The following is a 24582-nucleotide window of genomic DNA, read 5'->3' as shown; positions in this document are numbered from 1 at the left end:
GCAGTGAACTTTTAGCTTTGGCTTGTGGTCCGTTTCAGCAGAGGCGGCCGTGGAGGTGATACGAGATAATGAACCATTGTTTTCCGCTCATTCAGCGCAGTCGTTCTGGCGCGCATTTGATTCCCACCCGCACTTCTGGTCTAAACACCTGCCGATGTTATACCCATCTCGGTGCTTCTCAGGATTCCAGAGCCGGTCACGCTTTGTGAAAACTGAACAAGGGCGCTCTTGTTAATACAGGAGTTTTCTCGTGGTTTCGCCGAACCTTGTCATACAGAGTTCGGATACGTGTTTTACAATGATATGAATAAGAAACCGGTCGCACGGTCTGGATTTCAGCATACTCTGCTGGGAAATGGAGCCGTTAATGGGTTGTTATCGCCGTATAACGCTGCGATAGTAGTCAACTGTTTTACACTTAATACAAAGAGTTGAGGTTCGCTATGTCTGACGACATGTCTTCGCTTTCGCCTTCGTCAGCAGGCGAACAGGGTGTACTACGTTCTATGCAGGAGGTTGCGATGAGCTCCCAGGAAGCCAGCAAGATGCTGCGCACTTACAATATTGCCTGGTGGGGCAATAACTACTACGACGTTAACGAGCTGGGCCACATCAGTGTCTGCCCGGATCCGGACGTCCCGGAAGCGCGCGTGGATCTCGCTAAGCTGGTGAAAGCCCGTGAAGCCCAGGGTCAGCGCTTGCCTGCACTGTTCTGCTTCCCGCAGATCCTGCAACATCGCCTGCGTTCTATTAACGCCGCGTTCAAACGCGCGCGGGAATCGTATGGTTATAACGGCGACTATTTCCTCGTTTACCCGATCAAGGTAAACCAGCACCGTCGCGTGATTGAGTCCCTGATCCACTCCGGCGAACCGCTGGGCCTGGAAGCTGGCTCCAAAGCGGAGCTGATGGCGGTTCTGGCGCACGCGGGCATGACCCGGTCGGTGATCGTCTGTAACGGCTATAAAGACCGCGAATACATTCGTCTGGCGCTGATTGGCGAGAAGATGGGCCACAAGGTCTATCTGGTGATCGAGAAGATGACCGAAATCGCGATCGTGCTGGAAGAGGCCGAGCGTCTGAACGTGATCCCACGCCTTGGCGTGCGTGCGCGACTGGCGTCGCAGGGTTCCGGTAAATGGCAGTCTTCCGGCGGTGAAAAATCCAAGTTCGGCCTCGCGGCGAACCAGGTGCTTCAGCTGGTGGAAATTCTGCGTGAGCGCGGTCGTCTGGACAGCATTCAGCTGCTGCACTTCCACCTTGGCTCGCAGATGGCCAACATTCGCGACATCGCCACCGGCGTGCGTGAATCGGCACGTTTCTACGTTGAGCTGCACAAGCTTGGCGTAAATATTCAGTGCTTTGACGTGGGCGGTGGCCTGGGCGTGGATTACGAAGGGACACGCTCGCAGTCTGACTGCTCGGTCAACTACGGCCTGAACGAATACGCCAACAACATTATCTGGGCGATTGGCGATGCCTGCGAAGAGCACGGCCTGCCGCACCCGACGGTGATCACCGAATCCGGCCGCGCGGTCACTGCGCACCATACGGTGCTGGTCTCTAACATCATCGGCGTTGAGCGCAGCGAAATCACTGAAGCCACGCCTCCGGCAGACGATGCTCCACGTTCCCTGCAAAGCATGTGGGAAACCTGGCAGGAGATGCACGAGCCGGGCACGCGTCGTTCTCTGCGCGAATGGCTGCACGACAGCCAGATGGATCTGCACGACATTCACGTCGGTTATTCTTCAGGCACCTTTAGCCTGCAGGAACGCGCGTGGGCGGAGCAGCTCTATCTGAACATGTGTCATGAAGTGCAGAAGCAGCTCGATCCGAGCAACCGCGCACACCGTCCGATTATCGACGAGTTGCAGGAACGTATGGCGGACAAAATGTACGTCAACTTCTCCCTGTTCCAGTCGATGCCGGATGCCTGGGGTATCGACCAGCTGTTCCCGGTTCTGCCGCTGGAAGGGTTGAATCATGCGCCGGAACGCCGCGCGGTGCTGCTGGACATTACCTGTGACTCAGACGGCGCGATTGACCACTACGTCGACGGTGACGGTATCGCAACGACCATGCCAATGCCGGAGTACGATCCGGAGAACCCGCCAATGCTGGGCTTCTTTATGGTGGGTGCGTATCAGGAGATCCTCGGCAACATGCACAACCTGTTCGGCGATACCGAAGCGGTTGACGTGTTTGTCTTCCCTGACGGCAGCGTGGAGGTTGAGCTGTCCGACGAAGGGGACACCGTGGCGGATATGCTCGAATACGTTCAGCTGGATCCGAAAAAACTGCTCACCCAGTTCCGCGATCAGGTCAAAAACACCGGTCTGGACGATGCGCTGCAGCAGCAGTTCCTGGAAGAGTTTGAAGCGGGTCTGTACGGGTATACGTATCTGGAAGACGAGTAGTAAAACCTCCCTCTCCCGGTGGGAGAGGGTTGGGGTGAGGGCATCAGACCGCACGATGCCCTATACTCACTTGAACCCGTATGAATTAACGGCGATAATTCGCCCCACTATGCGATTTACGAATCAATCCCTTCCTCGTCGGGTTTAACGACGCGGAGGGGATTTTTTTTCATCTGTTTTTAATGTATCGACTTTATAAGAGGTCAGGACATGAGCACTTTAGGTCATCAGTACGATAACTCTCTGGTATCTAACGCGTTTGGTTTTTTACGCCTTCCGATGAACTTCCAGCCTTACGACAGCGATGCTGACTGGGTGATCACCGGCGTACCGTTCGACATGGCAACGTCCGGTCGTGCGGGTGGACGTCATGGCCCGGCGGCAATTCGTCAGGTTTCCACCAACTTGGCCTGGGAGCACAACCGCTTCCCGTGGAACTTCGACATGCGCGAGCGCCTGAACGTGGTGGACTGCGGTGATCTGGTGTACGCCTTCGGTGACGCGCGCGAAATGAGCGAAAAATTGCAGGCGCACGCCGAGAAGCTGCTGGCGGCCGGTAAACGCATGCTCTCCTTCGGCGGTGACCACTTCGTGACCCTGCCGCTGCTGCGCGCCCACGCGAAGCACTTCGGTAAAATGGCGCTGGTGCACTTTGACGCGCATACCGACACCTACGCGAACGGCTGCGAATTCGACCACGGCACCATGTTCTACACCGCGCCGAAAGAAGGCCTGATCGATCCGAACCACTCCGTGCAGATCGGCATCCGCACCGAGTTCGACAAAGACAACGGCTTCACCGTACTCGACGCGGGCCAGGTGAACGATCGCGGCGTGGACGATATTCTGGCTCAGGTTAAGCAGATCGTCGGCGATATGCCTGTCTACCTGACCTTCGACATCGACTGCCTGGATCCGGCATTCGCACCGGGTACCGGTACGCCGGTGATCGGCGGCCTGACCTCAGACCGCGCCATCAAGCTGGTGCGCGGCCTGAAGGATCTGAACATTGTCGGGATGGACGTGGTGGAAGTGGCTCCGGCCTATGACCAGTCCGAGATCACCGCGCTAGCCGCGGCGACCCTGGCGCTGGAAATGCTCTACATCCAGGCAGCGAAAAAAGGCGAATAAGCCTTACGCGCTGATTGCTGCTGCGCGCCGCATGCGCAGCAGCAACATTCCCCAGGCCAGCGTGAAGGTGTGGACAAACCCCGGTTATTTCGCGGGCGATGACCATTCCCGTCAGCGAGCCTAACAAAGGCGAAACCGCGCAGACCGCGGCCCAAAGCGCAATGCTGCTTAATAATCCCTGCCGATAATGAAGTTTGCTTTCAATAACCGACGTTAATAATAGAGCGGAAAAACCATAACCCAGAAGAAAACAGTCATGAGTAGGCCCTGTAACATTCTTTTTTCATTTAACTGAAAATGTTCGGCAAATTCCGGGTTTAAAATCATTACCGAGATATTTATCCGATCGACGTACGAAATAATAATGAGTAATAAAAGCGCAATCGTGCCTTGCCATCTTGCCGTCATCATGTCCGCCTTACGTTTTTTGTAACTTATATTTTTCATCAATGTGATTGTCACGGAGCTAAAATGGTTCACCTGTGAAACTCATTGTTTATTAAAGATAAATTAAAAATCAGTTTCACCGGTGAAACGCGAAAGAGGTGACGTTAATTTATTTTTAAAGAGTAAAAAGAAAGGAAGTCAATATCTTTTATTCAAAATAAGAGACCATTAAAAAAACGTATTTCTCACGCTGTAATAATGAAAATTTCATATCGCTGCATTTTTTCGTGATCCCTTGCACACTTAGTTAATTAATTGCCGATCGATTAACAAATTCGTCACATTGTCGCTTGACGAAACATTCATCGCTTTTATATTGACCGTATTAAATAAGAAACAGAGTTTCATATATGAAACAAAAGCCTGGAGGATCGTGATGAGCTGGATAGGCGTATGTGACGCAGAACAAGTACAGGAAGATTTCCCTTTTAGCGGCAACGTCGACGGGAAAGAGATCGGCGTTTACCTGATCGACGGTGAATATTACGCGCTGGAAGACGTATGCCCCCACGCCTATGCCCTGCTGAGTCAGGGCTTCGTAGAAGACGGCAAGGTGGAATGCCCGCTGCACGAGGCGGTGTTCGACGTCAAAACCGGCCAGTGTCTGCACGGCCCCGGAGGACGCAACCTCAACCGTTACCCGGTTCGGGTCTTTGAAAATCAGATTCAGATTACCTTTGTTGAGGAGACCGTGGCATGAGCGACACGCTGAACTACAACCCGGCGCTGCCGGAAAGCCGCCAGTTTACCCCGCCGGCAGAGGGCGGTAATGGCGCCATTCACAAGCCGGGCGAGTACCAGAACCTGATCTGGCAGACCCGCAGCCGCGAGCCGGAAAGCTGGGAGGTGAAGCTGATTGCGACGCTGGAAGAGCTCTTCGAACAGGGCGTTGAAACCCTGCCGGAGCTGGTAAACGGGCTGAACGCGGTGCGCATGCACGACCAGCAGGGCGAGCCGTGGAGCGACGCCAGCTTCCAGGCATTCTTACAGGTTAACGGCTACTGAGGGCAACGCGATGACGACGACCGTACAACACTATCTGGATAAAGGCCTGCGCGGCCTCTGGTATCCGGTGCTGGCGAGCTGGGAAGTGCAGTCTGCGCCGGTGGGCATCACCCGCCTGGGCGAGCAGATTGTGGTCTGGCGCAACAAAGACGGCCAGGTGCAGGCGCTGGAGGACCGCTGTCCGCACCGCGGCGCGCGCCTGTCGATGGGCTGGAACCTCGGCGACCGCATCGCCTGCTGGTATCACGGCGTAGAGGTGGCGGGCAACGGCGAGGTGAAAGACGTGCCCGCTGTGGATAAATGTCCGCTGGTCGGCCAGCAGTGCGTGCGCAGCTATAACGTGCAGGAGGCGCACGGCGCCATCTTCCTCTGGTTTGGCGTCACCGCGGATCAGCAGCCGGACGAACTGACCTTCCCGGATGAACTCGCCGACACGGACAGCTTCAGCAACTTCCTCTGCACCGCCGCGTGGAAATGCAATTACCAGTACGCGCTGGAAAACGTGATGGACCCGATGCACGGCACCTATCTGCACTCCTCCTCGCACTCGATGGCGGAAGGGGATCGCAAGGCCGACATGGTGCTCCAGCTGACCAAAACCGGCTTTATCTTTGAGAAGAAAGGGCAGAGCGGCGTCAACTTCGACTGGGTGGAGCTGGGCAACAGTGGCACCTGCTGGATGCGTCTCTCCATTCCGTACAAGAAGCGTTTCGGGCCGGGCGGCCACTTCTTTATCGTCGGCATGGTGGTGCCGGAAGATAACGACAACTGCCGCGTCTTCTTCTGGCGCATCCGCCGCGTGCAGGGCTGGCAGCGCGATATGTGGCGCTTCATGTACCGCAACCGGCTGGAAAAACTGCACTGGGAAGTGCTGGAGCAGGACCGCGTGGTGCTGGAGAGCCTGGCGCCAAACGCCCGCGATCATGAATACCTGTATCAGCACGACGTTGGCCTCTCGCGCCTGCGTCGCATGATGCAAAAGGCCGCCAAAGAGCAGCTGGCGATGCGTGAAGCACAGCAGGGGGCCGCCTGATGAACGGGCTGCTGAGCGGTAAGCGCATCGTCATAACCGGCGCCGCGCGCGGGCTGGGCTTTCACTTTGCCAAAACCTGCGCGGAGCAGGGCGCGGCGGTGGTGATGTGCGACATCCTCAAAGGCGAGCTGGCCGAGAGCGCCCACCGGCTGCGTGAGCAGGGATATGCGATCGAATCGCACGTTATCGATCTGGCCGATCCGCAGTCCATTGAGCAGGTGTTCAGCGCGATTGGCGAGCAGGGGCAGATTGACGGTCTGGTGAACAACGCGGCGATGGCGACGGGCGTCGGCGGCAAAAATATGCTCGATTACGATCCGGATCTCTGGGATCGGGTGATGAGCGTCAACGTCAAAGGCACCTGGCTGGTAACGCGCGCCGCCGTACCGCTGCTACGCGAGGGGGCGGGCATCGTGAACGTCGCGTCCGACACCGCGCTGTGGGGCGCGCCGCGCCTGATGGCCTACGTCGCCAGCAAGGGCGCCGTGATTGCCATGACCCGGTCAATGGCGCGCGAACTGGGTGAAAAGCGTATACGCATTAACGCCATCGCGCCGGGGCTAACCCGCGTCGAGGCGACGGAATATGTCCCCGCCGAACGGCATCAGCTCTACGAAAACGGCCGCGCGTTAACGGGCGCGCAGCAGCCGGAAGACGTCACCGGCAGCGTGGTCTGGCTGTTAAGCGATCTGTCGCGGTTCATCACCGGACAGCTGATCCCGGTCAACGGCGGTTTTGTCTTTAACTAAGGTAGGGCGATGATGGCAAACGATCAGGAAGTGAAGTATCTGGTGCCGGGGCTGGAGCGCGGTTTACAGCTGCTGTTGGCCTTTGGCGAGCAGCATCGCGATCTGACCTTTGCCGAACTGCATCGGCTGGTGGATATGCCGAAGGCCACCGCCTATCGCGTGGTACAGACGCTGGAGTACATGGGATTTCTGGAGCGCAACACGCGCACCAATACCTTTTCGCTGGGCATGAACGTGCTGCGTCTTGGCTTTGAGTACATCGCCTCGCTGGACGTGGCGCAGGTCGGCCAGCCGGTGATCGAGCAATTGCGCGACGTGAGCCAGTGCAGCAGCCATCTGGCGATCCGCGACGGGCGCGACATTATCTATATCGCCCGCGTCAGCGCCCGCGGGTCGCGTATCAACCAGGTCAGCATTGGTACCCGTCTGCCGGTGCACTGCACCTCGCTGGGCCGCATGCTGTTGACCGATATTTCCCGCGCTGATTTCGAACAGCTGTTCCCGCATGAGCGCCTGCCGGGCAACACGCCGGGGCAGCTTCACGACCGCGAAGCCCTGTGGCAGATGGTGCAGCAGGACAAAGCCCGCGGGTATGTCATTGGCGAATCCTTCTTCCGCCACGGCATCTCTTCCATCGTCTACCCGGTGTATGACCGAAGCGGCCGCGTGGCGGCGGTGGTCAGCATTCTGGTGCCGTCGGAGGAGATCCCACTGAGCGACCGCGAGCGCCTGCAAAACGAGGTTCGCCTTGCGGCGGATAAAATTTCTGGCTTCTTAGGGTATCTGTCACAGGCCAGTTAAATCAGTGAGTTAACGTCAGGCGCTTGACTGCGTCGGGCATGTTTTACGCCCAATCTGGGCCAGATGAGGCAACGAACGATGAGTATAACCGGAATTGAAAAGCTGGAATTTGGTGTGGAAGACCTGACGCACTGCGCCAAATTTATGCGTGATTTTGGCCTGACGGGCGATGCCAGCGGCCAGCGTTTCACCACCCTGAGCGGCGCGCGCGTGGAGCTTAACCCGATCAACAGCCCCGACCTGCCGCCCGCGTTTGAAGCGGGCAACACTCTGCGCCGCATGACCTGGGCGGTTGCCAGCCAGTCTGAGCTGGATGCGCTGCGCCCGAAGCTGGCGCAACAGCCAGGTTTTCGTGAAGTGGGCGACGCGCTGGAATGCCTGGATCCGAACGGCATGACGCTGCGCGTGCAGGTGACCCAGCAGACCGACGTGGAGCTTAACGTCGAGCCAATAAACCAGTGGGGCGACGCCCGCCGTATCGACACACCCAGCCCGGTTTACGATCGCGCCCAGCCGATCAACGTGGGGCATGTGGTGTTCTTCGTGGAAGAGCTGGCGGCAGTAGAGAAATTCTACCGCGAGGTGCTCGGCTTCCAGGTCTCGGATCGCTATATCAACCGCGCCGTGTTCCTGCGCTGCGGGGCGCGTGGCGGCCATCACAACCTGTTCTTGCTGCAACTGCCGAACCGCAAGCGCGGCCTCAACCATGTGGCCTTCACCGTGCGCGACATCCACGAGGTGATCGGCGGCGGTATCGCGATGAATAAACATGACTGGAGCACCTTTATCGGGCCGGGCCGTCATCCGGTGTCGTCGGCGTACTTCTGGTACGTCAACAGCCCGACCGGCGGCGCGTTTGAGTATTACACCAACGACGACTACCTGACCGAAAACTGGCAGCCGCGCGAGCTGGAGCACTCCCTGGTCTCCTTTACCGAATGGGCGGTGGAGGGCGGGATTGACCACGACACGCGCCGTCAGCAGAAAAAGCCGGAGGCGGTATGACATCGCGCATTGTCATTATCGGCGGCGGCCAGGCGGGCGGCTGGGCGGCGAAAACCCTGCGTGACGAGGGCTTCGACGGCGAGATTTGCGTGGTGGCGGAAGAGGAATGGGATTTCTACGAGCGGCCGCCGCTGTCAAAAGCGTCTCTGCTGGAGCCGGACTCCGCGCTTCCGCGGCTGTTTAGCGAAGAAGCGCAGCAGGCGCTGAACCTGATCTGGTACCGCCCGCTGCGTGCTGAATCAGTCGATCGTGAAGAGAAAATCGTGCGTTTAAGCAACGGCGAATGTCTTAGTTACAACATCCTTTTAATCGCTACCGGCGGGCGGGCGCGCCTGCCTTCGCAGGCGTGGGCCAGCCATCCGCAGGTCTACACCCTGCGCCACTGGCAGGACGCGCAGCGCCTGAAAAGTCGCCTGTCGGAAAGTCACAAACTGGCGATTATCGGCGGCGGCTGGATTGGCCTTGAGATTGCCGCTTCCGCGCGGAAAAGCGGCGTGGCGGTCACGCTGTTCGAGCAGCAGCCTGCCCTGTGCATGCGCTCGGTGAGCGGCGAGGTGTCGCAGCGCCTGGAGGCCATCCACCGCGAGCAGGGAGTGGAGATCCGTACCGGCTGCGGCGCGCTGGAGCTGGAGGACGACGGCGGCCTGCCGGTCATCCACTGCGACGGCCAGCGTGAAACCTTTGATGCGGTGGTGGTGGGGATCGGCGTCGATCTCAATCTGGAGCTGGCGCGCGATGCGGGGCTGAAAACCGGGCGCGGGATCGTGGTGGATGCCCAGGGGCGCACCTCGGATCCGTTCATCTTTGCCGCAGGCGATGTCGCCCAGCACCATCACTACGGCCTGTGCATCCAGTCCTGGGCCTTCGCCCAGAATCAGGCGGTGGCGACGGCGAAAGCGATGCTCAATCCCGATGCGCCAGGCTACGACGACGCGCCGTGGCTGTGGTCGGATCAATACCAGCACAACATTCAGATCCTCGGTATTCCGCAGCCGGAGAGTAAAACGATAGTGCGTGAAGATGCGCTGTTCTTCTCGCTGGATGAAAACGGGCGGCTGACGCAGCTGGTGGCGTTCAACGATGCGCGCACCGTCAAGCTGGCGAAGCGCTGGATGGCGGCGGGGCGGGATCTGTCGAACGTACCGCTTGCCGACCCGACATTTTCACTGATGTCACTGCGATAGCTAACCCGCACCCGTAGGGGGAGAGATGACCACACTAGAGACGAACACCGCGCCGGTTGAGGCGAGCGGTGAGGGGACCCGCACGCCCGAAAAAGCGGTGCGCTGGGCCATCCCGTTGTCGCTGCTGGCCTGCGTGCTGCTGGCGTTTTTCGACAAAATCAGCATCGCGGCGCTCTTTTCGGATACCCATTTCCAGCAGGCGATGGGCATTGATTTCGACACCACGCGCCTCGGCATATTGATGAGCGCCTTCCTGCTGAGCTACGGCTTTTCGTCGGTATTTTTGAGCGGTTTAGGCGACAAAATCGCGCCGCTGCGCCTGCTCACCGGGATGATGGCTGTGTGGTGCGTGCTGATGGTGGCGATGGGCTTTACCCATAACTACACGCTGATGATCGTCCTGCGCATCCTGCTGGGCGTGGCGGAAGGGCCGCTGTTCCCGCTGGCTTTCGCCATCGTGCGCCACAACTTCCCGCAGCATCTGCAGGCGCGCGCCACCATGCTGTGGCTGCTGGGTACACCGGTAGGGGCGGCAATTGGCTTCCCGCTCTCCCTCTGGCTGCTGAACACCTTCGGCTGGCAGAGCACCTTCTTTGTCATGGCCATGCTTACCGTGCCGGTGCTTATCTTTGTACGCATCGGCCTGCGCGGGATCCGTCTGGAGGCTAAACCCGGCACTTCTCAGGCGTCACAGGACGAGCGGCGTGCCGCGCGGCGCGAGCTGTTCGTCAGCCCGCACTTCTGGATCATCTGCATCTTTAACATCGCGTTCCTGACCTACCTGTGGGGCATCAACGGCTGGCTGCCGGGCTACCTGATCAAAGGCAAAGGCATTCACCTTGAGCATGCAGGCTGGCTGTCGTCTATGCCGTTCATCGCCATGCTGGCGGGGGAAGTGATTGGCGCGTGGCTCTCGGACAGGGTCGATAAGCGCGCGGCGGCCTGCTTTATCTCGATGGCGGGGGCGGCGGTGGGGCTGGCGGCGGTGATGCACCTCGATACCCCGCTCGCCGTCATCGCGGCGATGAGCTTCAGCACCTTTATGTGGGGCACCGGCGCGCCCAACATTTTCGCCCTGCTGGCCAAGGCCACCCATCCCCGGGTGAGCGCCACGGCGGGCGGCATTTTCAACGGGCTGGGAAACTTTGCAGGCGCGCTGTCGCCGGCGGTGATGGGCGCGCTTATCGCCTTCACCCACAGCATGGATTCCGGGCTGATTTTTCTGGCGGTGATGGCGGCGGTGGGCTGCGTCCTGTTACTGCCGCTGCTGAGACGTTACTGAGGAGAGTGTCATGACTGATTCAACCGTAACCCACAAAACGGGCATCAAACCTGACCATCTGACGATGGAAGAGTGGGTCGAGTCGCGCATCGCGCGCTTCGAAGGCCGTAAATACGACTGGAACGCGCTGAAGTTCCAGGCCGATTTTGACCCGAAATACCGCCGGGCGCAGATGCGCTACATCGGCACCGGCGCAACCGGCGTGGCGAACGACACCAATACCGTGCAGGCGGACCATTTCACCTTCTCCACCATGGTACTGCCGTCGAAGTGCGAAGGGCCGCTGCACCTGCACGACGACGTGGAAGAGGTGTTCTTCATGCTCAAGGGGCAAATCACGCTGATGATCCAGGATGGCGACAACTACACCGAAACGGTGCTGCGCGAGCGTGACCTGATCTCCGTCCCGCCGGGCATCTATCGCGGCCTGTTTAACCACGGGGAAGAGGAGGCGCTGATGTGCGTCATGCTGGGAACCAACAAGCCGGAAATCCCGACCTATCCGTCCGACCATCCGCTCTCGAAAGTGAAGCGGAACTAAGGGGGCGCCATGACGGGTTTTCGTGAACAGGGAAGCGGCATTCCGCTGATGCTGCTACACGGGATCAGCTCTGGCGCTGCGTCCTGGCACAAGCAGATGGCGCTGAACGGTTTTCGCGTGCTGGCGTGGGACATGCCCGGTTATGGCGAAAGCCCGATGCTGGCCGTAGCGCGGGCAAACGCGGGGGATTACGCCGACGCGCTGGCGGCGATGCTCGACCGCGCCGGTGTCTGGCAGGCAGTGCTGGTTGGCCATTCCCTGGGGGCACTGGTCGCAAGTGCCTTTGCGGCGAAGTTCCCGGATCGCGTCATTCATCTTGTACTGGCCGACGCTGCGCAGGGCTACGGCAATGCCGCGCCGGAGCAGCGGGAGCAGGTCTGGCGCAACCGCGAGCAGCAGATGGCGTTGGGCGGCGAAATCCTCGCCCAGACCCGTGCCGCGAAGCTGCTGCGCCCCGGCGCGCGCGCGGAAGATATCGCCACCGTCGCGGCGGGCATGCGCACGCTGCGCCCGGAAGGCTACCTTGCCGCCGCGTGGATGCTGGCGCATGACGACATTCACGGCTGGCTTAAACGATACGCCGGCACGTTTGAAGTCTGGTGTGGCGAGCAGGACGCGATAACGCAGCCCGAACTGGTGCAGGGGCTGGCGCTGCGCTACGGCATGCCGTTTACCGCAGTTCCGCAGGCCGGGCACGCCAGCTATCTCGATAACGACGTGTTTTTCAACCAACAGCTTTTACGCATTAACGAAGAGGTGCGCGATGAATGCACAAATTGACGGGCGCGTAGCGGTAGTCACCGGCGGTTCTTCTGGCATTGGCTTTGAAACGCTGCGCCTGCTGCTGGGTGAAGGGGCGAAAGTCGCCTTCTGCGGCCGTGACCCGGATCGGCTCGCCAGCGCCCATGCGACGCTGCAAAACGAATTCCCCCACGGGGAGATTTTTTCTTACCGCTGCGACGTGCTGAACGCCGACGAGGTTAAGGCCTTTGCGGATGCGGTGCAGGCGCGCTTTGGCGCGGCTGATCTGCTGATCAACAACGCCGGGCAGGGCTACGTGGCGCACTTCCATGACACCCCGCGCGAGGCGTGGCTGCACGAGGCAGAGCTGAAGCTGTTTGGCGTCATCAATCCGGTGCAGGCGTTTCAGCCGCTGCTGGAGCAGTCAGACATTGCCTCTGTTACCTGCGTCAACTCCCTGCTGGCGCTACAGCCGGAGGAGCACATGATCGCCACCTCTGCCGCTCGTGCCGCGCTGCTGAACATGACGCTGACGCTCTCGAAAGAGCTGGTGGGTAAAGGCATTCGCGTCAATTCCATTTTGCTCGGCATGGTGGAGTCCGGGCAGTGGCTGCGCCGCTTTGAAAATCGGGCGGACAAAAGCCAGAGCTGGCCGGAGTGGACGGCGGATATCGCGCGCAAGCGCGGCATTCCAATGGCGCGCCTCGGCAGACCGCAGGAGCCCGCGCAGGCGCTGCTGTTCCTCGCCTCGCCGCTGGCCTCGTTTACCACCGGCGCCGCGCTGGACGTTTCCGGCGGCTTCTGTCGCCATCTGTAAGGACGCATCATGAAAAAGGTAATGTTGATTGGTTTTGGCGCCATGGCGCAGGCGGTGATTGAGCGCCTGCCCGCCGGTGTGGCTATCGGCTGGATCGTGGCTCGCCCGTCTCACCATGCCGCCATTCACGACCAGTTTGGCGATGCGGTCGAGGCGCTGACGTCGCCGATGGCGTGCGCGCAAACGCCGGATCTGGTGCTGGAATGCGCCAGCCAGCAGGCGGTGGCCCAGTACGGGGAAGAGATCCTGCGTCGCGGCTGGCATCTGGCCGTCATTTCCACCGGCGCGCTGGCGGACAGCGCGCTGGAGCAGCGCCTGCTCGCGGCGGGCGGAAAACTGACTCTGCTTTCCGGTGCAGTGGCCGGTATCGACGGGCTGGCGGCAGCGAAAGAGGGTGGGCTTGAGCGCGTCACCTATCAGTCGCGCAAAAGCCCGGCCAGCTGGCGCGGCAGCTATGCCGAGCAGCTTATCGATCTGAATTCAGTGGCTGAGGCAAAGGTCTTTTTTGAAGGCAGCGCTCGCGAGGCGGCGCGCCTGTTCCCGGCGAACGCCAACGTGGCGGCGACCGTGGCGCTTGGCGGCGTCGGGATGGATGACACTCGCGTGCAGCTGATGGTTGACCCGGCAACGAAACGTAACACCCACACGCTGCACGTCGAAGGGCTGTTTGGCGAATTCCATCTGGAGCTGAGCGGGCTGCCGCTGGCGTCTAACCCTAAAACCTCCACCCTGGCGGCACTGAGTGCGGTGCGCGCCTGCCGCGAGCTGGCCCTGAGCTGAGGAGTGACGATGGACGATCTGAAGATTTTTATCGGCGGCCAGTGGCGACACGGCGGAGGTAACCCGATGCAGAGCCACTTCCCGGCAGACGGGTCGATCAACGCGACGCTGAACGCCGCCAGTCTGGATGACCTGGAGGAGGCGGTAGACGCCGGAGAGCGCGCGTGGCGCGATCCCGCCTGGCGTAACAGCCTTCCGCACGTGCGGGCGAAGATCCTGCACAAGGTGGCGGATCTTATTGAATCCCGTGTGGATGAACTGGCGCAGATGCAGAGCCGGGATAACGGCAAGCCGCTGGCGGAAGCGTGCGGGCTGGTGATGAGCGCGGCGGGAACGGCGCGCTACTTTGCCGCCGCCTGCGAGCTGCTGGAAGGGGAACTTCCGACACCGCGCCAGCCGGATCTGCTGACGCTGAGCCGCTACGAGCCCCTTGGCGTGGTAGCGGCCATCACGCCGTGGAACTCGCCGATTGCCAGCGAAATGCAGAAGGTCGCACCGGCGATTGCCGCCGGGAACGCGGTGATCCTCAAGCCCGCCGAAGCCACGCCGCTGATGGCGCTGGAGCTGGCGCGGATTTTTGAACAGGCCGGGCTGCCCGCCGGGCTGCTGAGCGTCCTGCCGGGCAAAGGCTCGGTGATTGGCGATGCGCTGGCGCGTCATCCTCGCGTGCGCAAAATTTCCTTTACCGGCGGAACCACTACGGGCCGTCATCTGGCGCACGTGGCGGCGGAAAAACTGATCCCGGCCTCGCTGGAGCTGGGCGGCAAATCGCCGACTATCGTGCTGGAGGATGCCGATATCGAACAGGCGGCGCGTGGGATCTGCTACGGCATTTTCAGCTCGGCGGGGCAGGCGTGCATCGCCGGATCGCGGCTGTTTATCCACGAGAGTATTTACGCCCCGCTGATGGCGAGGCTGCTGGAATTAACTCGCGGGCTGCGCGTCGGGCATCCGTTTACCGACGGCGTGCATGTAGGACCGCTGATCGGCGAGAAACATCGCCAGAGTGTGATCGAGTACGTCGAACTTGCGAAGCGGGAAGGGGGCCGCGTGCTGTGCGGCGGCGAGATCCCCGCCGATCCCGCTCTGGCAAACGGCAGCTTTTTCCAGCCAACCATTATCGAAGGGCTACACAACAGCGCCCGCGCATGTCAGGAAGAGATCTTCGGCCCGGTGCTGGTGGCGATGCCGTTTGGCGATGAAGCGGCGCTTATTCGCGAGGCGAACGACTCGGTTTACGGCCTGGCGGCGGGGATCTGGACGCGCGATACCGGGCGCGCCCTGCGTCTCAGCGAGCAGCTGGAGGCAGGCACGGTGTGGATCAACACCTACAAAGTTTTTGCGATTTCGACCCCGTTCGGGGGCTTTAAAGAGAGCGGTCTGGGCCGCGAGAAGGGTATCCAGGGGCTGAAAGCCTGGATGCAACAAAAGAGCATTTATCTGGCGACGGGTAACAGCGTCAACCACTGGTGCGACTGAGAAAGGGTGAGCAATGAGCGAAATGATAACCGTCGGCGACGCCATCGCCAGAACGCTGGAGCAGTATCAGGTTGAGGCCATCTACGGCGTCATCTCCATTCACAACCTGCCGATAGCGGATGCGGTTGGGCAGCGGGGCAATATCCGCTTTGTACCCGCGCGCGGTGAAGCCGGTTCCGTCACCATGGCCGATGCTCACGGGCGCTTTTCCGGCCTCGGCGTGGCGCTGACCAGCACCGGCGCGGGGGCCGGGAACGCGGTAGGCGCGCTGGTGGAAGCGATGAATGCCTGCACGCCGCTGCTGCATTTAACCGGGCAGGTAGAGAAAGCCTGGCTGGACGCCGACACCGGGTTTATCCATGAAACCCGCGATCAGCTGACCTTCCTGAAGGCCAGCTCAAAACGGGCGTACCGTATCAGCAATGCGAATCAGGCGATAGCCATTCTGCATAAAGCCATCCAGGACGCGCAGACCCCGCCGTGCGGACCGGTTTCGGTGGAAATCCCGATTGATATTCAGGGCGCCAAAATTCCGCTGTCGCTGGTAACTGCCCCGGTCAAACCGGCATCGGTTCCAGCCGTGGATACCGGGATGGTTGACGCGCTGTGGGCGCAGCTCAAACAGGCGAAACAGCCGCTGCTGTGGCTGGGCGGCGGGGCGCTGGGAAGCGCTGAGGCGGTGAAAAAACTGGCGGATGCGGGCATCACCGTGATTTCCAGCACCCACGCGCGCGGCGTGCTGCCGGACGACCACCGCGCCAGCCTGCGGGCGTTCCACAACTCGCCGTCGGTGGAGGCGCTCATTGCGCAGTGTGATTTTACGCTGGTCGCCGGTTCACGTCTGCGCAGCAACGAAACCCGCTCCTGGACGCTTGAGCTGCCGTCCCCGTGCGTGCAGATTGATATCGACCCGGCGGCAGCCAGCCGTAACTACTTGATGGATAGCACGTTGATAGCCGATTGTTCAGCGCTGCTTGGCGCGCTGGCTAAAAAAGTGCAGGGCCGCGAGTGGGGCAACGCGCAGTGGGATATGCAGGTGCAGCAGGCGGTCGGGCAAGCTGAGCAGGGGCTGCGCGAGCAGTGCGGCGCCTATGCGAAGCTTAACGACGCCATAGAAAAAGCCCTGCCGAAAGACGGCCTGCTGGTGCGCGATATCACCGTGTCCGGCAGCCTGTGGGGTAGCCGCCTGTTCAGGGCTAACGGTCCGCTGCTGAACATTCACTCCCTCGCCGGGGCGATTGGTATGGGACTGCCGATGGCCATCGGCACCGCGATTGCTAACCCGCAGCGCAGGGTGGTGGGACTGGTGGGCGACGGCGGCCTGAGCCTCAATTTAGGCGAGCTGGCGACGCTGGCGCAGGAGAAAGCCAACGTGACGCTGCTCATCATGAACGACGGGGGCTACGGCGTAATGCGCGGTATTCAGGATAAATATTTTGGCGGGCGTCAGTATTATAACGAACTGCATACACCGGACTTTACCCTGCTGGCGCAGGCGATTGGCCTACAGGCCTGGAGCGTTGAGCGGGCTGAGGACTTTGATGCGGTGATGACGGAAGCGCTGGCGATGCCGGGGCCGTCGGTGGTGGAAGTGCGGATGGGGCAGATTGGCGCCCTGAAGTTTGCCGGGCCGCCACAGAAAACGCTGTACTGATTGAGCCTTGTTGCCCGGTAGCGCGGCGCGCACCGGGCCGAAGTTTTATTTAATTCCGTCTGCCGCCATGCGGTCACGGATATGCTGCGCGCGTTCAACGGAGGCCGGGTGATCGTCAAACATGGAGCTTTGACGGCCTTCCTCCAGTTTCGCCAGTTTTTCGAAGCTGGTGGCTAAACCCGATGGATTGATTCCGCGTTTGCGCAACAGATCGTAAGAGTAGTCATCCGCTTCCGACTCCTGACGCTGGGAGAACTGGGAGTTAACCAGTTTCTCACCCACGTCGCCCAGCTGCGACTGGGACAGGCTGCCGACAATGCCGCCCGCAGAGGCCGCCGCAGCACGCACGGCATTGGTGCCCAGCGCAACCTGCATCCCTTTCTTCACGTGACCGAGAGCAACGTGACCCATTTCATGGCCGATCACCGCTTCCACTTCGTTGTCGGTCATCATGTCCATCAGGCCGCTGTAAACGCGGATACAGCCGTTAGCCATCGCGAAGGCGTTGACGTCTTTCGCCATATACACCTTGTAGTTAACCGGCTGACCGTTAATGTTGTCGCCCAGCGCGGAAGCAATCTTGTTCAGACGCTGCGTGTAGGTGCTGTTTGCCGGGGCAAGCGTAGCTTTTCCATCCATATCCTTACAGGCCTCGTCGCTCAGCGCTTTCACCTGCGCATCGCTCAATGAGTAGGCCTGAAAAGCTTCTGCGCCTGAGGTCATCAGGCCGTTAGAATCCATATTCTGACAGCCGCTTAGCAGGAGCGTTGTTCCCACAGCCAGCCCAATTGCACGCATTTTCATGATGTTGCTTCCGTACTCGTTAATCTGAATTAATTCCGAAAAATGCACCGTCAACGAAGCCGGTGTCGGGCTAAGTATAAGGAATATCTACAGGGGCGGGCGAGTAGATTGCGCAACATGCGAGCATGATCCAGAGATTTCTTAAGCTGCAAAAGAATGGTCCATGTACATGCCCTGCGGCTTGGGTTACATTGTTGGCACTTTTTTCCGGCGTAGCCCAAAACGCGCTGTCGTCAAGGGCATGGCCTTTAACAGTCCGATCTGGAGTTAAAATGTCCTCACGTAAAGAGCTTGCTAATGCTATTCGTGCGCTGAGCATGGACGCAGTACAGAAAGCCAAATCCGGCCACCCGGGCGCCCCTATGGGCATGGCTGACATCGCCGAAGTCCTGTGGCGTGATTTCCTTAACCACAACCCGCAGAACCCGGCATGGGCAGACCGCGACCGTTTCGTGCTGTCTAACGGCCATGGCTCTATGCTGATCTACAGCCTGCTGCACCTCACTGGCTACGATCTGCCAATCGAAGAGCTGAAAAACTTCCGTCAGCTGCACTCCAAAACTCCAGGTCACCCGGAAGTGGGCTACACCGCTGGCGTTGAAACCACTACCGGTCCGCTGGGTCAGGGCATTGCGAATGCCGTGGGTATGGCGATTGCTGAGAAGACCCTGGCGGCACAGTTCAACCGTCCTGGCCACGACATCGTTGACCACTTCACCTATGCGTTCCTGGGCGACGGCTGCATGATGGAAGGCATTTCTCACGAAGTGTGCTCCCTGGCAGGCACCCTGAAGCTGGGTAAACTGGTTGCGTTCTACGACGACAACGGCATCTCCATCGACGGTCACGTTGAAGGCTGGTTCACTGACGACACCGCCGCACGTTTCGAAGCCTACGGCTGGCACGTTGTGCGCGGCGTTGATGGCCACGATGCTGACTCGATTAAACGTGCCGTAGAAGAAGCGCGCGCCGTGACCGACAAACCGTCCCTGCTTATGTGCAAAACCATCATCGGCTTCGGTTCTCCGAACAAAGCGGGCACTCACGACTCCCACGGCGCACCACTGGGCGACGCGGAAATCGCACTGACCCGTGAAGCGCTTGGCTGGAAACACCCTGCCTTCGAAATCCCATCTGAAATCTACGCGCAGTGGGATGCGAAAGAAGTGGGCCAGGCGAAAGAAGCGGCCTGGAACGAGAAGTTCGCGGCTTACGCGAAAGCCTTCCCACAGGAAGCGGCTGAATTCACCCGTCGTATGAAAGGCGACATGCCGTCTGACTTCGACGCGAAAGCGAACGAGTTCATCGCGAAGTTGCAGGCGAATCCGTCTAAAATCGCCAGCCGTAAAGCGTCTCAGAATGCGATCGAAGCGTTTGGTCCTCTGCTTCCAGAATTCCTCGGCGGCTCCGCTGACCTGGCGCCATCTAACCTGACCCTGTGGTCTGGCTCTAAGCCAATCAACGAAGACACTGCCGGTAACTACATCCATTATGGTGTACGTGAATTCGGTATGACTGCGATTGCCAACGGTATCGCTCTGCACGGTGGTTTCCTGCCGTACACCTCTACCTTCCTGATGTTCGTAGAATATGCACGTAACGCCGTGCGTATGGCTGCGCTGATGAAACAGCGTCAGGTGATGGTCTACACCCACGACTCCATCGGTCTGGGCGAAGATGGTCCAACTCACCAGCCGGTAGAGCAGGTGGCTTCCCTGCGCGTGACCCCGAACATGAGCACATGGCGTCCATGTGACCAGGTTGAATCTGCGGTGGCGTGGAAATACGGCGTTGAGCGTCAGGACGGCCCGACTGCGCTGATCCTCTCCCGTCAGAACCTGGCGCAGCAGGAACGTACCCCAGAGCAGCTGGCAAACATCGCCCGCGGTGGTTACGTGCTGAAAGATTGCGCGGGCCAGCCTGAGCTGATCTTTATCGCGACCGGTTCAGAAGTTGAACTGGCCGTTGCCGCATGGGAAAAACTGACTGCTGAAGGCGTGAAAGCGCGCGTGGTTTCCATGCCGTCTACCGATGCGTTCGACAAGCAGGATGCCGCGTACCGCGAATCTGTACTGCCTAAAGCGGTCTCCGCTCGCGTGGCAGTGGAAGCGGGTATTGCTGATTACTGGTTCAAATATGTGGGTCTGAACGGCGCTATCGTCGGTATGACCACGTTCGGTGAATCTGCTCCGGCAGAGCTGCTGTTCGAAGAGTTCGGCTTCACCGTTGAGAACGTTGTCGCTAAAGCGAAAGAACTGCTGTAAATCTCTCCGTGAGGCAAAACGGGTCGCTCAGGCGGCCCGTTTTTATTTTGGTGGTATTTTCTTTGGTGTTAACAACATATATTTGGTGATTCCCATCACAAATACGAAAGGTTATAATATGTTTAATTTGCAATGGATATCACATTTATAGACTTGCTTTTTAATTTCTTGTTTTTAACGATCTGTTTTTATTCGTTTTATTAAAATCCACTCTGACATGCTCGCTATTTTCTCTCCGTTTGATTTCATTTTACCGCAGGCGTATTTTGTTTTTAGCGATACGTTGTACCCTAAAAATAAAATAAGGATGATATATGCGGTTAATTGATTATTTCCCTGAATCCTCAATATCAATAAAATCCGCAGCAAAGGACTGGCAGGAAGCCATTGATTTTTCCATGTCGTCTTTGCTGCAAAATCATTGTATTAACGCTGATTATATTGAGGCAATTAAAACCTCGACGCTCACTAATGGTCCTTATTACATTCTCGCTCCGGGTGTAGCGATGCCTCATGCCCGTCCGGAGTGCGGTGCCTTAAAAACAGGTATGTCATTAACGCTTCTTAAACAGGAAGTGCAATTTGCCGACGACAATGAGCCCGTAAAATTACTCATTGGTTTATCTGCGGCGGATGCGGATTCACATATCGACGCTATCCAGGCATTAAGCGAATTATTATGTGAAGAAGATATGCTGTCGGCGTTGTTAACCGCTAAGTCAGAAAAGCAACTGGCGGATATTATCGCTCGCGCATAATTATTCTCTCCTTTACAGGATATTATTATGGAACACAAGTCTGCTCGTGCAAAGGTCCAGGCTTTTGGGGGCTTTTTGACTGCAATGGTCATCCCGAATATTGGCGCTTTTATTGCCTGGGGATTTATTACCGCATTATTTATACCAACCGGATGGATGCCAAATGAGCATTTCGCCAAAATTGTCGGACCGATGATCACCTATTTACTGCCGGTGATGATTGGCTCTACCGGTGGACACCTGGTTGGCGGCAAACGTGGGGCGGTGATGGGGGGGATCGGCACTATCGGCGTGATCATCGGCGCGGATATTCCTATGTTCCTCGGCTCAATGATCATGGGGCCACTCGGCGGCCTGGTGATTAAGCATATCGACCGAATGCTGGATAAACGCATTCCAGCGGGTTTTGAGATGGTCATCAACAACTTCTCGCTGGGTATTGCGGGCATGATCCTCTGCCTGCTGGGGTTTGAAGTCATCGGTCCTGCGGTGTCGATTGCCAATAACTTTATTAAAGAGTGTATTGAATCACTGGTACATGCAGGCTATTTGCCGCTGCTGTCGTTGATTAACGAACCGGCAAAAATCCTGTTTTTAAATAACGCTATCGATCAGGGTGTTTATTATCCGCTGGGAATGCAGCAGGCTTCCGAGACGGGTAAATCCATCTTCTTTATGGTGGCCTCCAACCCCGGGCCGGGTTTAGGCCTGCTGCTGGCTTTTGCTTTTTTCGGCAAAGGGATGGCGAAAAAGTCAGCCCCCGGCGCGATGATCATTCACTTCCTGGGCGGCATTCATGAGCTCTATTTCCCTTACGTACTGATGAAACCACTGACGCTGATTGCGATGATTGCTGGCGGCATGAGCGGGACGTGGGTATTTAACCTGTTAGGCGGTGGACTGGTGGCTGGCCCAAGTCCGGGTTCGATTTTCGCCTACCTCGCGTTAACGCCTAAAGGCGCATTCCTCGCCACGATTGCTGGCGTAACGGCAGGCACGTTGGTCACCTTTGCGGTCGCCTCTTTTATCCTGAAGATGGATAAAAATAGCGAAGCTGAAACGGAAGATACTTTCAATGATTCTGCCAACGCCGTTAAAGCCATGAAGCAGGAAGGCAAGTTTTCTTACCAGGATGTTAAGCATATCGCTTTTGTCTGCGATGCCGGAATGGGCTCCAGCGCTATGGGCGCGACGACATTCCGGAAGCGCCTGGAAAAAGCCGGACAAAATATCGAAGTAAAACATTATGCCATCGAAAATGTGCCTGACGACGCGGACATTATTGTTACCCATGCCAGCCTGGAGGGGCGCGCTAAACGGGTCAGTGACAAACCGTTAGTGTTGATAAAAAACTATCTCGGCGATCCGCAGCTTGACGAATTATTTAAGCATCTAACGGCGAATTAATCTATCTGGTTCCTGGAGTCATTATGAAAACGAAAGTGGCTGCCATTTATGGCAAGCAGGATGTTCGTATCCGCGAATTTGAACTGCCCGAAATAAGCGACAATGAACTGCTGGTGAACGTAATTTCCGACAGCGTTTGTTTATCCACCTGGAAGGCAGCCAAATTAGGCAGTGAACATAAACGTGTGCCGGACGATCTGGAAAATCATCCGGTCATTACCGGACATGAATGTGCCGGGGTGATTGTTGAGGTCGGAAAAAACCTTGCCGGGAAATATAAAAAAGGTCAGCGCTTTGTTTTACAACCGGCAATGGGATTACCGAGCGGTTATTCCGCTGGTTACAGCTACGAATATTTTGGCGGCAATGCGACGTATATGATTATTCCAGAAGTCGCGATTAATCTGGGCTGCGTTTTACCTTATCACGGCTCCTATTTTGCGGCGGCTTCGCTGGCGGAACCCATGTGCTGCATTATCGGCGCCTATAACGCCAATTATCATACGACGCAATATGTCTATGAGCACCGGATGGGTGTGAAACCGGGAGGTAATATTGCGCTTCTGGCCTGCGCCGGGCCGATGGGAATTGGCGCTATTGATTATGCGATTAACGGCGGGATTCAGCCGTCGCGCGTTGTGGTGGTAGATATTGATGAGGCCCGCCTTGCGCAGGCGGAAAAACTCCTGCCGGTTGAGCTGGCGGCACAAAAGGGTATTGAGCTTATCTATGTCAATACCTCTGTACTGGAGAACCCGGCCGCTACGTTACGCGCATTAACTGACAATGTCGGCTTCGACGACGTGTTTGTCTATGCTGCGGTTCCGGCGGTCATTGAACTGGCTGACGATCTTCTCGCCGAGGACGGGTGCCTGAATTTCTTCGCCGGACCAACGGACAGCAATTTCAAGGTGCCGTTTAATTTTTACAACGTCCATTACAACAGTACCCACGTGGTGGGCACCTCCGGCGGCTCGACGGAGGACATGAAAGAGGCGATTGCGCTGAGTGCGACGGGCCAGCTTCAGCCGTCGTTTATGGTGACCCACATCGGCGGCCTTGATGCGGTGCCGCATACGGTACTCAACCTGCCGGACATTCCTGGAGGCAAGAAGCTTATCTATAACGGTGTCACCATGCCGTTAACGGCCATTGCCGATTTTGCCGAAAAGGGTAAAACCGATCCGCTTTTCCGGGAGCTGGCAAGGCTTGTGGAAGAGACTCACGGCATCTGGAATGAAAAAGCAGAGCGCTATTTGCTGGCGAAGTTTGGGGTGGATATTGGGGAGGCGGCAGCATGATGTCTCTGGCATGGCCGCTCTTTCGCGTTACGGAACAGGCGGCGCTGGCCGCCTGGCCGCAAACCGGATGCGGCGATAAAAACCGAATCGACGGGCTGGCGGTAACCGCCATGCGCGAGGCGCTAAACGCGATAGCGATTCGCGGGCGTATCGTCATCGGCGAAGGTGAGATTGACCATGCGCCAATGCTGTGGATTGGTGAGGAGGTTGGAAGCGGCGTCGGCCCGGCGGTAGATATTGCCGTCGACCCCATAGAGGGCACCCGCATGGTGGCGATGGGGCAAAGCAATGCTCTGGCAGTGATGGCGTTTGCGCCTGAGGGCAGCCTGTTTCATGCCCCTGATATGTACATGAAAAAACTGGTGGTTAACGCAGCGGCCGCCGGGGCAATCAGCCTCGATCTCCCGCTGGCAGAAAACCTTTGCAACGTTGCCCGGGCGCTGGGCAAGCCGCTGGAGCATCTGCGGATGGTGACGCTGGACAAACCGCGCCTGCAAAATGCAATTGCCGAGGCGACGCAGCTGGGCGTGAAAGTGTTTGCGCTGCCCGATGGTGATGTCGCTGCCAGCGTACTGACCTGCTTACAGGATAATCCTTATGATCTGATGTACACCACAGGCGGCGCGCCGGAAGGGGTGATCTCCGCCTGCGCGGTGAAAGCGCTGGGCGGCGATATGCAGGCGGAACTGATCGATTTCTGTGAAGCGAAAGGGGAGAGTCCTGAGAACCGTCGGGTCGCCATGCAGGAGCACCGCCGCTGTGCGGAGATGAAAGTGGAAGTCAATCGTATCTATACCCTTAGCGAACTGGTAAAGGGCAATGACATCCTGTTCAGCGCGACGGGCGTGACGGGCGGCGAACTGGTTAAAGGTATTCAACAGGTTGCGAAGGGTGTGCGCACGCAAACTTTACTGATCGGCGGCGCAGATCGAACGTGTAATATAATAGACTCTCTGCATTCACGGTGATTTATCGAGAT

The 24582-nt window shown here is 58.3% G+C and carries 23 protein-coding genes and 1 pseudogene; 22 read left to right on the top strand and 2 right to left on the bottom strand.

Features of this window, described 5'->3' with window-relative positions; translation table 11 throughout:
* Window positions 1–303 precede the first annotated feature (303 nt).
* The 3 genes from yqgB (at window position 304) to speB (ending at window position 3551) form a co-directional block, all read left to right on the top strand.
* A complete protein-coding gene (gene yqgB / locus L2Y28_RS18165) occupies window positions 304–435 on the top strand; it encodes an acid stress response protein YqgB (protein ID WP_057979949.1) in 132 nt (43 codons plus the stop codon).
* An 8-nt stretch (window positions 436–443) separates the two neighbouring features.
* Complete coding sequence (gene speA, locus L2Y28_RS18160) at window positions 444–2420, top strand: biosynthetic arginine decarboxylase (RefSeq protein ID WP_022649348.1); 1977 nt, start codon at window positions 444–446, stop codon at window positions 2418–2420.
* A gap of 210 nt (window positions 2421–2630) precedes the next feature.
* Window positions 2631–3551, top strand: a complete 921-nt coding sequence (gene speB, locus L2Y28_RS18155) for an agmatinase (protein WP_017382921.1) — start codon at window positions 2631–2633, stop codon at window positions 3549–3551.
* Between the two features lie 76 nt (window positions 3552–3627).
* Here speB and L2Y28_RS18150 read toward each other — a convergent pair.
* Window positions 3628–3959: pseudogene (locus L2Y28_RS18150) on the bottom strand (MFS transporter); the annotation flags it as partial.
* Between the two features lie 415 nt (window positions 3960–4374).
* Between L2Y28_RS18150 and L2Y28_RS18145 the strand changes: the two are divergent.
* The 14 genes from L2Y28_RS18145 (at window position 4375) to L2Y28_RS18080 (ending at window position 17069) form a co-directional block, all read left to right on the top strand.
* Complete coding sequence (locus L2Y28_RS18145; protein ID WP_003860044.1) at window positions 4375–4698, top strand: non-heme iron oxygenase ferredoxin subunit; 324 nt, start codon at window positions 4375–4377, stop codon at window positions 4696–4698.
* Window positions 4695–5003: a recombinase-like helix-turn-helix domain-containing protein gene (locus L2Y28_RS18140; RefSeq protein ID WP_022649346.1), complete on the top strand. Its 309-nt coding sequence runs from the start codon at window positions 4695–4697 to the stop codon at window positions 5001–5003. Before L2Y28_RS18145 ends, L2Y28_RS18140 begins: the two co-directional genes overlap by 4 nt.
* 10 nt (window positions 5004–5013) lie before the next feature.
* Window positions 5014–6036: an aromatic ring-hydroxylating dioxygenase subunit alpha gene (locus tag L2Y28_RS18135; protein WP_022649345.1), complete on the top strand. Its 1023-nt coding sequence runs from the start codon at window positions 5014–5016 to the stop codon at window positions 6034–6036.
* Window positions 6036–6785 carry an SDR family oxidoreductase gene (locus tag L2Y28_RS18130; RefSeq protein ID WP_022649344.1) on the top strand — a complete coding sequence of 250 codons (750 nt, stop codon included), beginning with the start codon at window positions 6036–6038 and terminating at the stop codon, window positions 6783–6785. The genes L2Y28_RS18135 and L2Y28_RS18130 overlap by 1 nt, the downstream gene beginning before the upstream one ends.
* 12 nt (window positions 6786–6797) lie before the next feature.
* Window positions 6798–7586, top strand: a complete 789-nt coding sequence (locus tag L2Y28_RS18125; protein ID WP_032622395.1) for an IclR family transcriptional regulator — start codon at window positions 6798–6800, stop codon at window positions 7584–7586.
* A gap of 78 nt (window positions 7587–7664) precedes the next feature.
* Complete coding sequence (locus L2Y28_RS18120; RefSeq protein WP_022649342.1) at window positions 7665–8591, top strand: VOC family protein; 927 nt, start codon at window positions 7665–7667, stop codon at window positions 8589–8591.
* Entirely contained in the window at window positions 8588–9775 is a 1188-nt protein-coding gene (locus L2Y28_RS18115) for an NAD(P)/FAD-dependent oxidoreductase (RefSeq protein WP_022649341.1), read from the top strand. Before L2Y28_RS18120 ends, L2Y28_RS18115 begins: the two co-directional genes overlap by 4 nt.
* Window positions 9776–9800: 25 nt before the next feature.
* Complete coding sequence (locus L2Y28_RS18110; protein WP_022649340.1) at window positions 9801–11057, top strand: MFS transporter; 1257 nt, start codon at window positions 9801–9803, stop codon at window positions 11055–11057.
* A 10-nt stretch (window positions 11058–11067) separates the two neighbouring features.
* On the top strand, window positions 11068–11598 hold the full coding sequence (locus L2Y28_RS18105) for a cupin domain-containing protein (RefSeq protein WP_022649339.1): 531 nt from the start codon (window positions 11068–11070) through the stop codon (window positions 11596–11598).
* 9 nt (window positions 11599–11607) lie between these two features.
* Entirely contained in the window at window positions 11608–12378 is a 771-nt protein-coding gene (locus L2Y28_RS18100) for an alpha/beta fold hydrolase (protein WP_022649338.1), read from the top strand.
* Entirely contained in the window at window positions 12362–13156 is a 795-nt protein-coding gene (locus tag L2Y28_RS18095) for an SDR family oxidoreductase (RefSeq protein ID WP_022649337.1), read from the top strand. The genes L2Y28_RS18100 and L2Y28_RS18095 overlap by 17 nt, the downstream gene beginning before the upstream one ends.
* Before the next feature lie 9 nt (window positions 13157–13165).
* The gene (locus L2Y28_RS18090) at window positions 13166–13936 is read left to right on the top strand and encodes an aspartate dehydrogenase (protein ID WP_022649336.1); all 771 of its coding nucleotides are present in this window, start codon (window positions 13166–13168) and stop codon (window positions 13934–13936) included.
* Window positions 13937–13945: 9 nt separating this feature from the next.
* Window positions 13946–15415, top strand: a complete 1470-nt coding sequence (locus L2Y28_RS18085; protein WP_022649335.1) for an aldehyde dehydrogenase — start codon at window positions 13946–13948, stop codon at window positions 15413–15415.
* 13 nt (window positions 15416–15428) lie between these two features.
* A complete protein-coding gene (locus tag L2Y28_RS18080) occupies window positions 15429–17069 on the top strand; it encodes a thiamine pyrophosphate-binding protein (RefSeq protein WP_022649334.1) in 1641 nt (546 codons plus the stop codon).
* A 45-nt stretch (window positions 17070–17114) separates the two neighbouring features.
* Here the strand turns inward: L2Y28_RS18080 and L2Y28_RS18075 are convergent, their stop codons facing one another.
* Window positions 17115–17873: a M48 family metallopeptidase gene (locus L2Y28_RS18075; RefSeq protein WP_003860073.1), complete on the bottom strand. Its 759-nt coding sequence runs from the start codon at window positions 17871–17873 to the stop codon at window positions 17115–17117.
* A 272-nt stretch (window positions 17874–18145) separates the two neighbouring features.
* On the opposite strand from L2Y28_RS18075, the gene tkt reads away from it, so the two are divergent.
* The 5 genes from tkt to glpX all read left to right on the top strand — a co-directional run bounded on the left by tkt (window position 18146) and on the right by glpX (window position 24571).
* On the top strand, window positions 18146–20137 hold the full coding sequence (gene tkt / locus L2Y28_RS18070; protein ID WP_022649333.1) for a transketolase: 1992 nt from the start codon (window positions 18146–18148) through the stop codon (window positions 20135–20137).
* A gap of 314 nt (window positions 20138–20451) precedes the next feature.
* Window positions 20452–20895, top strand: coding sequence for a PTS mannitol transporter subunit IIA (gene cmtB, locus L2Y28_RS18065; protein WP_022649332.1), 444 nt, complete (start codon window positions 20452–20454; stop codon window positions 20893–20895).
* A gap of 27 nt (window positions 20896–20922) precedes the next feature.
* Entirely contained in the window at window positions 20923–22302 is a 1380-nt protein-coding gene (locus L2Y28_RS18060) for a PTS mannitol transporter subunit IICB (RefSeq protein WP_022649331.1), read from the top strand.
* A gap of 23 nt (window positions 22303–22325) precedes the next feature.
* Window positions 22326–23603 carry a zinc-binding dehydrogenase gene (locus L2Y28_RS18055; RefSeq protein WP_022649330.1) on the top strand — a complete coding sequence of 426 codons (1278 nt, stop codon included), beginning with the start codon at window positions 22326–22328 and terminating at the stop codon, window positions 23601–23603.
* Window positions 23600–24571: a class II fructose-bisphosphatase gene (gene glpX / locus L2Y28_RS18050; protein ID WP_022649329.1), complete on the top strand. Its 972-nt coding sequence runs from the start codon at window positions 23600–23602 to the stop codon at window positions 24569–24571. The genes L2Y28_RS18055 and glpX overlap by 4 nt, the downstream gene beginning before the upstream one ends.
* Window positions 24572–24582 lie beyond the last annotated feature (11 nt).

This window comes from Enterobacter sp. JH25, from assembly GCF_021725435.1.
GTDB classification, from domain to species: domain Bacteria; phylum Pseudomonadota; class Gammaproteobacteria; order Enterobacterales; family Enterobacteriaceae; genus Enterobacter; species Enterobacter intestinihominis.
The sequence above is the reverse complement of the archived record's forward strand: the minus strand, read 5'-3'. Positions and strand labels throughout refer to the sequence as shown.